This is a genomic window from Citrobacter youngae (assembly GCF_003818115.1).
Lineage (GTDB): Bacteria > Pseudomonadota > Gammaproteobacteria > Enterobacterales > Enterobacteriaceae > Citrobacter > Citrobacter youngae.
This window is the reverse complement of record NZ_RPOI01000017.1, coordinates 1-12658: the sequence shown is the minus strand read 5'-3', so window position 1 is coordinate 12658 and position 12658 is coordinate 1. Positions and strand designations below refer to the sequence as shown.

The 12658-nt window shown below is 54.8% G+C and carries 12 protein-coding genes; 9 read left to right on the top strand and 3 right to left on the bottom strand.

Features of this window, described 5'->3' with window-relative positions:
- Positions 1 to 145 precede the first annotated feature (145 nt).
- Together mrcB and hrpB are read right to left on the bottom strand one after the other, a co-directional pair.
- Positions 146 to 2680 (bottom strand): bifunctional glycosyl transferase/transpeptidase, encoded by a 2535-nt coding sequence (mrcB, locus tag EHN13_RS15505; protein WP_048212660.1) that lies wholly within the window; start codon positions 2678 to 2680, stop codon positions 146 to 148.
- Between the two features lie 80 nt (positions 2681 to 2760).
- A complete protein-coding gene (hrpB, locus tag EHN13_RS15500; RefSeq protein ID WP_124021701.1) occupies positions 2761 to 5190 on the bottom strand; it encodes an ATP-dependent helicase HrpB in 2430 nt (809 codons plus the stop codon).
- A 73-nt stretch (positions 5191 to 5263) separates the two neighbouring features.
- Between hrpB and thpR the strand changes: the two genes are divergently transcribed.
- From thpR to panD, 9 genes are all read left to right on the top strand, one after another.
- Entirely contained in the window at positions 5264 to 5794 is a 531-nt protein-coding gene (thpR, locus tag EHN13_RS15495) for an RNA 2',3'-cyclic phosphodiesterase (RefSeq protein ID WP_124021700.1), read from the top strand.
- A 15-nt stretch (positions 5795 to 5809) separates the two neighbouring features.
- Positions 5810 to 6514: a DNA/RNA nuclease SfsA gene (gene sfsA, locus EHN13_RS15490; protein WP_061067266.1), complete on the top strand. Its 705-nt coding sequence runs from the start codon at positions 5810 to 5812 to the stop codon at positions 6512 to 6514.
- Positions 6515 to 6691: 177 nt separating this feature from the next.
- Positions 6692 to 7147: an RNA polymerase-binding protein DksA gene (gene dksA / locus EHN13_RS15485; RefSeq protein ID WP_003829221.1), complete on the top strand. Its 456-nt coding sequence runs from the start codon at positions 6692 to 6694 to the stop codon at positions 7145 to 7147.
- Between the two features lie 96 nt (positions 7148 to 7243).
- Positions 7244 to 8140, top strand: a complete 897-nt coding sequence (gene gluQRS / locus EHN13_RS15480; RefSeq protein ID WP_124021699.1) for a tRNA glutamyl-Q(34) synthetase GluQRS — start codon at positions 7244 to 7246, stop codon at positions 8138 to 8140.
- Positions 8141 to 8211: 71 nt separating this feature from the next.
- On the top strand, positions 8212 to 9606 hold the full coding sequence (gene pcnB / locus EHN13_RS15475; protein ID WP_211339286.1) for a polynucleotide adenylyltransferase PcnB: 1395 nt from the start codon (positions 8212 to 8214) through the stop codon (positions 9604 to 9606).
- Positions 9603 to 10082, top strand: coding sequence for a 2-amino-4-hydroxy-6-hydroxymethyldihydropteridine diphosphokinase (gene folK / locus EHN13_RS15470; protein ID WP_101741404.1), 480 nt, complete (start codon positions 9603 to 9605; stop codon positions 10080 to 10082). The genes pcnB and folK overlap by 4 nt, the downstream gene beginning before the upstream one ends.
- 120 nt (positions 10083 to 10202) lie before the next feature.
- The gene (gene panB / locus EHN13_RS15465) at positions 10203 to 10994 is read left to right on the top strand and encodes a 3-methyl-2-oxobutanoate hydroxymethyltransferase (RefSeq protein ID WP_124021697.1); all 792 of its coding nucleotides are present in this window, start codon (positions 10203 to 10205) and stop codon (positions 10992 to 10994) included.
- 9 nt (positions 10995 to 11003) lie between these two features.
- Positions 11004 to 11858 (top strand): pantoate--beta-alanine ligase, encoded by an 855-nt coding sequence (gene panC / locus EHN13_RS15460; RefSeq protein WP_124021696.1) that lies wholly within the window; start codon positions 11004 to 11006, stop codon positions 11856 to 11858.
- 94 nt (positions 11859 to 11952) lie between these two features.
- Positions 11953 to 12333 carry an aspartate 1-decarboxylase gene (gene panD, locus EHN13_RS15455; RefSeq protein WP_000621526.1) on the top strand — a complete coding sequence of 127 codons (381 nt, stop codon included), beginning with the start codon at positions 11953 to 11955 and terminating at the stop codon, positions 12331 to 12333.
- A gap of 5 nt (positions 12334 to 12338) precedes the next feature.
- On the opposite strand, the gene EHN13_RS15450 is transcribed toward panD, so the two are convergent.
- A partial coding sequence (locus EHN13_RS15450) for a polysaccharide deacetylase family protein (RefSeq protein WP_479415249.1) occupies positions 12339 to 12658 on the bottom strand: 320 nt, incomplete at its 5' end.

Genomic DNA, 12658 nt, shown 5'->3' with positions numbered 1-12658 from the left:
AGCTGAAATGTTTTAACGGAAGACGTACCGGATAGCGACACGGCTGCTCAAATTCCGTAGGCCTGATAAGCGCAGCGCCATCAGGCAAAACAAAACCGAATGGCGTCAAAAGAAAAACCCGCCGGAGCGGGTTTTGAGGTAGGCATTAGTTGCTGCCAAACATATCCTTGATCCAACCTGCGACGCCGTCGCTGTCTTTCTTCTCCTGCTGCGGCGGCTGTTGTTGCTGCTGCTGTTGAGGCTGCGACTGCGTTGATTGATCGAACGGATTACCTGACTGCTGCTGCATCTCACCTTGCTGACACAACGAATCCGGATCGGTAGTCCACACTGGCAGCGTACGCATACCACCACTGCACACAAAGTTACCGTCGTAATCTACGCCCATATCAACAACATCCTCCGGCGGCGTCAGCACCAGTGGTGTTGGTGTCTGGTTCGCCAGATAACGCTGATAAATCGACATCGCGCCGCTGGCACCGTACAACTTGGTTGGCTGGTTGTTATCGCGGCCTACCCAGGTAATCGTCACCTGGCTGCCGTCGATACCGGCAAACCAGGTATCCACGTTGTTGTTGGTGGTCCCGGTTTTCCCTGCCAGATGCAGCCCTGGGTACTTCGCGCCAAGCTGGCGACCCGTACCGCGTTGAACCACCTGTTGCATGGTCCACAGCGTCATATATGCCGCCTGTGCAGGCACTGCGCGCTCTGCCTGCGGGAAGCTTTGATACAGCACGGTCCCATCTTCAGCAATGACCGAACGCAGTGCTGATAATGGCGCACGGTTACCCCCGCTGGCGATGGTCTGGAACGCCTGTGCCACTTCAATTGGCGTCAGGTTCAACGCCCCCAGCAGCATCGCCGGAACCGGATTGAGCTGATCTTTCGGGGCGCCCAGTTTCGTCCAGGTCTCGGTAACCGCGGGCAGGCCCAGCGCCATCCCCAGATTGACGGTCGGGACGTTCATTGAACGCGTTAACGCATCCACCAGCATTACTTTACCGCTTTCGCTATAGCGACGGTCATCGTTCTGCGGTGACCACACCTGACCGTTCGGCTGGCGCAGCGCAATCGGCGCATCGGCGATCCAGGTATTCAGGCGATACAGCTTCGGCTGACTCAGCGCCGTCAGATAGGTTGCCGGTTTTGCCAGAGAACCGATGGAACGACGGGCCTGCATCGCGCGGTTATAGCCCGCAAACTGCGGCTCTGCGCCGCCGACCATCGCACGAACCTCGCCGCTAAAGCGGTCAACGACCACAATCGCGGTTTCCAGATCGCTCAGCTTGCGCTGTTTCTTCAGCACCGGAATGCCTTCCACCGCCGCTTTTTCTGCCGCATCCTGTGCCACGGAATCAAAGGTGGTGAAAATTTTCACACCGGAGAGATCTTTGACTTTATCGCCCAGCTTCGCCTGTAGCTCCTGGCGTACCATCTGCATAAACGCTGGTTGTGGTGAAATCACCCCGCCACGCGGCTGCACGCCTAACGGGCGCGCGCTCAGCATGTCATACAGGTCCTGATCGATAATCTGCTGCTGTTGCAGCAGGCGCAGCACCAGATTACGACGCTCCAGCGCCAGCTTCGGATTACGCCATGGGTTGTAGATTGACGCCCCTTTAACCATCCCCACCAGCAACGCCTGCTGGTCGAGACTCAGTTCTTCCACCGGACGACCGAAATAATAGAGGCTCGCCAGCGGGAAGCCGCGAATTTCATTATCGCCGCTTTGACCGAGATAAACTTCGTTCATGTACAGCTCAAGAATGCGGTCTTTGCTGTAGCGCGCATCCATGATCAGCGCCATATAGGCTTCGTTCGCTTTACGCCAGTACGAGCGCTCGCTGGACAGGAACAGGTTTTTCACCAGTTGCTGTGTCAGCGTACTGGCCCCCTGCACCGTACGACCGGCCGTCAGATTCGCCAGCACCGCACGTCCAATGGAATAGAGGCTGATGCCGTCGTGCTCATAGAAATGGCGGTCTTCGGTCGCCAGCAGCGTATCTACCAACAAATCCGGGAAGCCGCTACGCGGAACGAACAGACGCTGCTCACCGTTAGGGGAAGACAGCATGGTGATCAAACGCGGATCGAGACGGAAGAAACCGAACTGGCGGTTGTTATCCATATTCTCAATAGTATCCAGATGATCGCCATCAAAGGTCAGACGCGCACGCACCTGCCCTTCTTTACTGTCCGGGAAATCAAACGGACGGCGGATCATCTCAATGCTCTTCGCCTGCACGGTAAATTCGCCCGGGCGCGTCATTTTCGTCACCTGACGGTACTGTGTCGCCTCCAGCAGTTTCACCATCTCGTTCTTGCCGATGGGCATTTCTGGCTCAAGGTTAACCATCCGGCCATAAACAGCCGCAGGCAGTTGCCAGACTTTGCCATCAATGCGGCTACGGATTTTTTGGTCCAGGTACACGCCATATATCGCGATCAGCACCAAAAAGACGATCGACAGTTTTACCAGCAGCCAGAACCAGCCACGCTTACCACGAGGCTTACGCCCTTTGCCCTTACCCTTACGCGGCATCGGTTCTTCATCCTCATAGTCATCATCATAATCGTCGTCATACTCGTCATCTCTGAGTTGACGACGGCTCACCTTTTGTTTCACCGGACGTGACGGTTTCCCTTTACGTCCAATTGGCTCGCGGTCATTCCCCGCCATGCTTTTTCTCCGCAACATTCAGGCGCAAAGGCCCGATTCTCTGTTCTTCCGTCAGGCGACAGAAGAAGAAATCTCTCAATTTATGAATACTTTTTGGTGCGCCGCGTTGGCGCGGTATTCGCCGGATCGTCCGGCCAGACGTGTTTGGGATAACGCCCTTTCATCTCTTTTTGTACCTCACGGTACGATCCTTTCCAGAATGCGCTCAGATCGCTGGTGACCTGTAGCGGTCGCTGGGCCGGAGAAAGCAGCTCCAGCACCAACGGCACACGCCCCCCGGCGATGGTTGGCGTATTCGCTTCGCCAAACATTTCCTGCATCCTGACCGCCAACACCGGGGGATTATCCTCGTGATAGCGGATGGCTATCCGGCTTCCCGTCGGCACAGTGTAATGCGCAGGCAGTTCACTATCCAGACGTTGCAGCATTGACCAGTCCAGCAAACCGCGCAATGCCTGAGCCACATTTAATGCTTTGAGCGCGCGTAAAGAGTGCACACCGCTCATATGCGGCAATAACCAGCTCTCCAGCGCCGCCAGAAGAGAATCCTCATCTACCGCAGGCCAGTCGTACTCCGGCAACCAGTTTGCCGCGCAATGCAGGCGCAGCCGAAACTGTTCAGCCTCCGGCGTCCAGTTGAGCACACTTAGCCCTTTATCGCGAATACCATTCAGCATCGCCTGATGCAACTCGTCTTCCGAAGGTTTAGCCAACGGCTGCACTTTTAGCGTCAACTGGCCTATTCGCGTGAGGCGCAGTGCTTTTAACGTTCCCTGGGCTTCATCCCATTCGATGGTGTCGGACTGTTGCAGCAGTTCAGGACACGTCTGCATCAACGCTTCAATATCCAGCGGCAACGCTAACAAAATACGCGCATCCGGTGACGCGCTTCCTTGCAATAACAACGGCGCAATCAACCACTCATGGCGCCCCAGGGCGTCATCGGAATCCAGCATCGCCCCCATCCCGTTGGCCAGTTGATAACGTCCATCCAACCCGCGACGGCGCGCGATCCTGTCGGCAAACGCCTGCGCCAGTAAAAGTGCTAACCGTTCGCTATCGGGCTGGCCTCCCCGCACATTTAGGCGCTTCAATAGCTGCTGGCTACGCAGTTGCCAGGCGGGCTGATTTCGTGAAAATGCGACGGCTAAATCGGTACTGCCACCGCGCGGCGGCTCTTCCAGAATCGCGGCCAGTTTCGCCGCCGTTGCCGCTTCGTTATCATTGTTGGTGCTAACCAGCATAGCCGCTAAACGGGGATCATTACCCAATGCCGCCATTTTCTGCCCCGTGGCACTTAGCCTGTTGCCCTCCAACGCGCCCAGCATCTGTAACAGCCGTTTTGCCGCCTGCAGGTTGATAGCGGGCGGCGTATCCAGCCAGTTCAACTGTGCAGGATCGGTGCATCCCCATTGCAACAGTTCCATCAGCAGACCGGACAGATCGCTCTGTAATATCTCAGGCTCTCCCTGCGCCGCCGCTCTTTCCGCCTGCTCTTTGGCAAGCAGATGCAGACAGATACCGGGCTCCAGACGACCTGCACGCCCGGCTCGCTGGGTCATCGATGCCTGGCTGATGCGCTGGGTAATCAACCGCGTTAAACCGGTGCGCGCGTCATAGCGCGCCACGCGTTCCTGGGCGCAGTCCACCACCAGCCGGATGCCTTCAATCGTTAAGCTAGTTTCAGCAATATTGGTTGCCAGTACGACTTTACGTCGCCCCGGTGGCGCGGGCAAAATGGCCTGTCGCTGCTCGGCAAGCGTCAATGCGCCGTACAGCGGACACAACAGAATATCGCTACCCACGCGGCCAGCCAGCTGTTCCTGCACGCGCTGAATTTCCCCTACACCCGGTAAAAACAGCAGCAACGAGCCACTCTCGTTACGTAGCAACTCCGCGGTGGCAATAGCAACCGCCTCATCAAAACGTAAATGCGTCGTCAGCGGCTGGTAGCGCCGTTCAACAGGAAACGCACGTCCTTCGGAAACAAGGGTAGGCGCGTCAGGCAACAGCTGCTGCAAACGCCCGTTGTCCAGTGTGGCTGACATAATCAGCAGTTTTAAATCGTCCCGCAAGCCTTGCTGTACGTCCAACAGCAGCGCCAGTGCCAGATCCGCCTGCAGGCTGCGCTCGTGAAATTCATCAAGGATCACCAGACCAACGCCCTGCAATTCTGGATCACGTTGGATCATGCGTGTGAGCACACCTTCCGTGACCACTTCAAGCCGGGTTTGCGGCCCCACGCAGCTTTGCGCACGCATGCGATAGCCCACGGTTTCGCCGGGCTTTTCGTTCAGCGACTCCGCCAGTCGTTGTGCCACATTGCGAGCCGCCAGGCGACGCGGTTCCAGCAGGATAATGCGCCCCGATATCCCCTGATGCGCCAGAAGCTGTAGCGGCAGCCAGGTCGATTTCCCGGCACCGGTCGGCGCGGTCAGCAGGACCTGCGGTGAAGCATCAAGGGCAGTAAGCAGTTCAGGCACTATGGCGGCAACGGGCAACGACGTCACAAATGACTCCAGAGGGTTAACATTCTTCGCGCTGCATTGTAGCATCGCGTTAATTCATAACCGAGTATCCATCATGTCTGAGCCGAAACGGCTGTTCTTTGCCATTGAATTGCCTGCTGAGGTTCGGGAGCAGCTCATCCACTGGCGAGCCGCACAATTTCCGCCGGAGGCGGGCCGTCCGGTCGCCGCAGACAATCTGCACCTGACGCTGGCTTTTTTAGGGAATGTGAGTGCCGAGAAACAGCAGGCGCTATCACAACTGGCTGGACGCATTCGCCAGCCGGCGTTCACGCTCAGGCTGGACGATGCAGGGCAATGGCTGCGTTCGCGGGTTGTGTGGCTGGGAATGCGTCAGCCGCCACGCGGGTTATTGCAACTGGCCAATATGCTGCGAGCACAGGCCGCACGCAGCGGATGCTACCAGAGCCCACAGTCCTTTCACCCGCATATCACGCTCTTGCGCGATGCCAGTCATGCAGTCGCCATCCCGCCACCCGGTTTTTGCTGGTCATTTCCGGTTACGGAGTTTGCGCTTTATGCCTCGTCATTTGAGCGAGGACGCACTCGCTATTCAACCTTGCAACGCTGGGTGCTGAGCAAATAATCAAGGGTATTATTCATGCAATTTTCTCCCCCTTTACAACGCGCTACGCTAATTCAGCGCTATAAACGTTTTTTAGCGGATGTGATCACACCGGATGGCACAACCTTGACGCTACACTGCCCAAATACCGGAGCAATGACCGGATGCGCAACCCCGGGTGATACCGTCTGGTATTCAACATCAGAAAATATTAAGCGGAAATATCCACATACCTGGGAATTAACGCAAACCGCATCTGATGCATTTATTTGTGTTAACACGCTATGGGCCAATCGCTTAACGAAAGAGGCTATTCAGAATGAACTCATTGCGGAGCTTTCTGGCTACAGCGTGTTGAAAAGTGAAGTAAAATACGGCGCAGAAGGCAGCCGTATTGATTTTTTGTTACAGGCAGATTCCCGGACTGACTGCTATATTGAAGTAAAATCAGTCACGTTGGCGGAAAAAGAGTATGGTTATTTTCCCGATGCCATAACTGAACGAGGTCAGAAACATCTTCGGGAATTGATGAGCGTAGCGGCTGAAGGTAAACGTGCCGTCATATTTTTCGCGGTACTACATTCAGCCATTACACGGTTTTCACCCGCGCGCCATATCGATGCAAAATATGCGCAGTTATTAGTCGAAGCACAGCTAAAGGGGGTCGAAATTCTGGTTTATAAAGCGGAACTTTCTGCCCATGGTATGACTCTTAAAGAGCCGTTGCCCATTGCCTTGTAATGGTGTAAACAACGGGTTAATTAATATTCTGGCCGCGTGCGCAAATACGCTTTTCCTCACAGGGTTGTCAAGTGTTACGTATAGATAATTGCTATCCGGAAAAGCATCTGCTATTTATAGCGACCTGATTTTTCCCCCGAACATGGGGATCGATAGTGCGTGTTAAGGAGAAGCAACATGCAAGAAGGGCAAAACCGTAAAACATCGTCCCTGAGTATTCTCGCCATCGCTGGGGTGGAGCCGTACCAGGAGAAACCGGGCGAAGAGTATATGAACGAAGCCCAGCTGTCGCACTTCAGGCGTATTCTTGAAGCATGGCGTAATCAACTCAGGGATGAAGTCGATCGCACTGTGACTCATATGCAGGACGAAGCGGCTAACTTCCCTGATCCGGTTGACCGTGCCGCACAGGAAGAAGAATTCAGCCTTGAGCTGCGTAACCGTGACCGTGAGCGCAAACTGATCAAAAAGATCGAGAAGACACTGAAGAAAGTAGAAGACGAAGATTTCGGCTACTGCGAATCATGCGGCGTAGAAATTGGTATTCGTCGTCTGGAAGCCCGTCCAACAGCCGATCTGTGCATCGACTGCAAAACGCTGGCAGAAATTCGCGAAAAACAGATGGCGGGTTAATCCCGTAGACTGTTGCATGCCGGGTAGCATTACGCTAATCCGACAGTACCTGGGCGGGAGTTTCTCCCGCCTTATTCTTTTATATTATCCATCGACATGACAGACAAACCCTACATTGGCCGTTTTGCCCCTTCACCTTCCGGTGAACTGCATTTTGGTTCCCTGGTAGCCGCCCTCGGCAGTTATCTGCAGGCCCGTGCACAGCGCGGAATCTGGCGGGTACGCATTGAAGATATCGATCCCCCTCGTGAAGTTCCCGGTGCTGCAGATACGATTCTGCGTCAGCTGGAACATTACGGGCTGCACTGGGATGGCGAAATCATGTGGCAGTCGCAACGCCATGACGCCTACCGTGAGGCACTGGCCTGGTTACAACAACAAGATTTAAGTTACTACTGTACCTGCACACGCGCCCGTATTCAGAGTATTGGCGGGATTTACGACAGTCATTGCCGTGCGTTACGCCACGGACCGGAAAATGCAGCGGTACGCATCAAGCAACAGCATCCCGTTTTACACTTTAACGACCTGCTACGCGGCAATATTCACACCGACCCAGAGCTTGCACGGGAAGACTTTATTATCCACCGACGCGACGGACTGTTTGCTTATAACCTTGCAGTAGTGGTTGATGACCACTTCCAGGGAGTAACAGAGATTGTACGCGGCGCGGATCTCATCGAACCGACTGTACGCCAAATTTCGTTGTATCAGCAGTTCGGTTGGCAAGTACCGGACTATATTCATCTGCCGTTGGCGCTCAACGAGCAAGGCGCTAAACTTTCTAAACAGAATCATGCGCCTGCCCTGCCGCAAGGCGATCCACGCCCGGTTCTCATTAACGCGTTGCGCTTCCTCGGCCAGAACACTGTAATACCGTGGCAAGCGCTGAGTGTGGAAGAATTACTGCAAACTGCGGTGCAAAATTGGACGCTTACGACTGTGCCGGGTTCAGTGAATGTAAATCCGGCATTCTCAAATGACTCATGCTGAGCTATGATTAGCCGCGATTTTTACACAGCAACACTTGTTCTGACTGAAGTTTGACACTACCGAGGTGCACTATTTTTACCCGAGTCGCTAATTTTTGCCGCAAGGTGCTAAGCCGTGAGGAGCGCGAGGCCGAGCTTGCCGTCGCCCGTCCGCATATGACGGTAATCCCGCGTGAGCAGCACTCTATCTCCCGCAAAGATATCAGTGAAAATGCCCTGAAGGTAATGTACAGGCTCAATAAGGCCGGATACGAGGCATGGCTGGTAGGCGGTGGCGTACGCGATCTTTTGCTGGGCAAAAAGCCGAAAGATTTTGATGTCACCACCAATGCAACGCCAGATCAGGTGCGAAAACTGTTTCGTAACTGTCGCCTGGTTGGGCGTCGATTCCGTCTGACCCATGTCATGTTTGGCCCGGAAATTATCGAAGTTGCGACCTTTCGTGGACACCATGAAGGCAGTGAGTCCGATCGCACAACGTCACAGCGCGGGCAAAACGGTATGCTGCTGCGTGACAACATCTTCGGCTCCATCGAAGAAGATGCCCAGCGCCGCGACTTCACGATTAACAGCCTGTATTACAGCGTGGCCGATTTCACCGTGCGTGATTACGTCGGAGGCATGCAGGATCTCGAAGATGGCGTCATCCGCCTGATTGGTAATCCGGAAACGCGCTACCGCGAAGATCCTGTACGTATGCTGCGTGCCGTGCGCTTTGCCGCCAAACTCGACATGCGTATCAGCCCGGAAACCGCAGAGCCGATCCCACGTCTGGCAACGCTGCTTAACGATATTCCCCCCGCACGCCTGTTTGAAGAAGCGCTCAAACTGTTACAGGCGGGCTACGGGTATGAAACCTATAAAAAACTGCGTGAGTACAGCCTGTTCCAGCCGCTGTTCCCAACCATCACCCGCTATTTCACCGAAGACGGTGACAGCGCGATGGAACGCATCATTGCCCAGGTACTAAAGAATACCGACACCCGTATCCACAATGATATGCGCGTGAATCCGGCATTCTTGTTTGCCGCGATGTTCTGGTACCCGTTACTGGAAGCTGCGCAGAAAATCGCACAGGAAAGCGGTCTGGCCTATTACGACGCTTTCGCACTGGCGATGAACGATGTACTGGACGAAGCCTGCCGCTCGCTGGCTATTCCTAAGCGTCTGACGTCGCTCACCCGTGATATCTGGCAGCTTCAGTTACGCATGTCCCGTCGTCAGGGCAAACGCGCCTGGAAGCTGATGGAGCATCCAAAATTCCGCGCTGCCTACGACTTGTTGGCCCTGCGTGCCGAAGTGGAAAATAACGCCGAACTGCAGCGTCTGGCGCAGTGGTGGGGCGAATTCCAGGTTTCCGCGCCGCCGGAACAAAAAGGCATGTTGAACGAACTCGACGAAGAACCAGAACGCCGCCGCCATCGTCGTCCGCGCAAACGTGCGCCACGTCGCGAAGGTTCCGCGTGACCCTCGCTTATATTGCGCTCGGCAGCAATTTAGCCTCACCTCTGGAGCAGGTTAATGCTGCCGTGCAAGCGATCGGCGACATTCCCGACAGCCGCATCGTCGCCGTTTCCTCGTTTTACCGTACGCCGCCGTTAGGCCCACAGGATCAGCCAGACTACCTGAACGCGGCCGTGGCGCTGGAAACGGCTCTCGCGCCCGAAGAACTGCTTAATCACACCCAACGCATTGAGCTACAGCAGGGTCGCGTACGTAAAGCTGAACGCTGGGGCCCGCGTACGCTGGACCTCGACATCATGCTGTTTGGCGATGAAGTGATTAACACCGAACGTCTGACCGTGCCACACTACGACATGAAGAACCGCGGCTTCATGCTGTGGCCGCTGTATGAAATTGCGCCTGAACTGAGCTTCCCGGACGGAACCAGCCTACATCAACACCTCGCCCAACTCGGTGCAGCAAAACCTGCACACTGGTAAAGTAATCCTTTCCCTTTAGCGTTTACTGCTTTCGCGCCAAACGATTGCTTAAATCAATTGCCCCCCTGAATGTGACTGCTAGAATGCCGTTAAATATGACTTTCACCATCAGGAAATGTTATGAAACCGACAACAATCTCATTGCTGCAAAAATACAAGCAAGAGAAGAAACGCTTCGCGACGATTACGGCTTACGACTACAGCTTCGCGAAACTCTTTGCCGACGAAGGTATCAATGTGATGCTGGTTGGCGACTCGCTGGGCATGACCGTTCAGGGCCATGATTCTACCCTCCCCGTCACCGTTGAAGATATTGCCTACCACACCCGCGCCGTGCGTCGCGGGGCACCCAACTGCCTGCTGCTTTCCGATCTCCCGTTTATGGCCTACGCTACGCCAGAACAAACCTTTGCAAACGCCGCGGTGGTTATGCGTGCGGGCGCCAACATGATCAAGGTAGAAGGCGGTGCGTGGCTGGTCGATACGGTGAAAATGCTCACCGAACGCGCGGTCCCGGTGTGCGGTCATCTGGGGCTGACCCCGCAGTCCGTCAACATTTATGGTGGCTATAAGGTGCAAGGCCGTGGTGATGCCGGGCAAACGCTGCTCGACGACGCGCTGGCGCTGGAAGCGGCTGGCGCTCAGTTGCTGGTGCTGGAATGCGTACCGGTTGAGCTGGCGAAGCGCGTCACCGATGCGTTGTCGATTCCGGTTATTGGTATTGGCGCAGGTAACGTCACTGATGGACAAATCCTCGTCATGCATGATGCCTTTGGCATTACCGGCGGCCATATCCCTAAATTTGCCAAAAATTTCCTCGCTGAAGCGGGCGACATGCGCGCCGCAGTACGGCAGTATATTGCTGAGGTTGAATCCGGCGTCTATCCGGGTGAAGAACACAGTTTCCATTAAGGAGTCCAAGTGTTAATTATTGAAACTCTGCCGCTGCTGCGCCAGCACATTCGTCGTCTGCGTCAGGAAGGCAAACGCGTCGCGCTGGTTCCGACAATGGGCAACCTGCACGACGGCCATATGAAGCTGGTTGATGAAGCAAAGGCTCAGGCTGATGTGGTGATCGTCAGTATTTTTGTCAACCCAATGCAGTTTGACCGTGTGGAAGACCTGGCGCGCTATCCACGCACGCTGCAGGAAGATTGCGAAAAGCTGAACAAACGCAAAGTCGATATCGTCTTTGCGCCATCAGAGAAAGAAATCTATCCGCAGGGCACGGAAGGTCATACCTATGTTGATGTTCCGGGACTGTCTACCATGCTTGAAGGCGCCAGCCGTCCGGGCCACTTCCGTGGTGTTTCCACTATCGTCAGCAAGCTGTTTAATTTGATCCAGCCAGATATCGCCTGCTTTGGCGAGAAGGATTTCCAGCAACTGGCGCTGATCCGCAGAATGGTGGCGGATATGGGTTATGACATTGAGATCGTCGGCGTACCAATTATTCGCGCCAAAGACGGCTTAGCCCTAAGCTCGCGTAACGGCTATCTCACGGCAGAGCAGCGTAAAGTCGCCCCTGGCTTGTACAAAGTGATGAGCCGCATTGGCGAAAAATTACAGGCTGGGGAACGCGATCTGGAAGAGATTATCGCCATTGCTGAACACGAGCTGAATGAAAAAGGCTTCCGCGCCGACGACATTCAGATCCGCGACGCCGACACGCTGCTTGAACTGACTGAAAGCAGTAAACGCGCAGTGATTCTGGTTGCCGCCTGGCTGGGTCAGGCTCGTCTGATCGATAATCAAAGCGTTACATTAGCCCAGTAGACAGGGGTTAAAAATCAGGCAATACTGCCTGAAAATTCTCAAAGCAGGTCAGTAGCACCTGCTTAGCCAAGGTAAACGACAGGGTATAGAAGTTATGATTCGCACCATGCTGCAAGGCAAGCTCCACCGTGTAAAAGTCACGCAGGCGGACCTGCACTATGAAGGCTCCTGCGCCATCGACCAGGATTTCCTTGATGCCTCCGGTATTCTGGAAAATGAAGCTATTGATATCTGGAACGTGACGAATGGGAAACGTTTCTCAACCTATGCAATTGCGGCTGAACGCGGCTCCAGAATCATCTCGGTGAACGGTGCGGCAGCGCATTGTGCAGAGGTTGGCGACATTGTGATTATCGCCAGCTTCGTCACCATGTCTGATGAAGAAGCCCGTACATGGCGCCCGAAAGTGGCTTACTTTGAAGGCGACAACGAAATGAAGCGTACCGCGAAAGCTATTCCGGTACAGGTTGCCTGATAGCCTTACCCCTGCGGCTGGTTGCTTATCAGCCGCGACATCGTCTCCAGCGAATCCGTTCTTAAAATATAAAGCCTTTTCAATAAGAACGGATTATCTCCCGGCTTAACCTTCCCTCTCACCGTGGTGACCGCCATGTGGAATCCCGCGTCGCCTGCTGCTTTTACCGCCGTGGCGTTATAACCGCCAAACGGGTACGAAAGATACAGGACGTGAGGGTTAAACTGGGACAGTGCCCGGCGCGAACGGGCGAAATCGAACAAAATATTGTGATAGCTGCGACTCAGCAGGATCGGCCGGCGATTCGCATCAACCCGATGTAAAA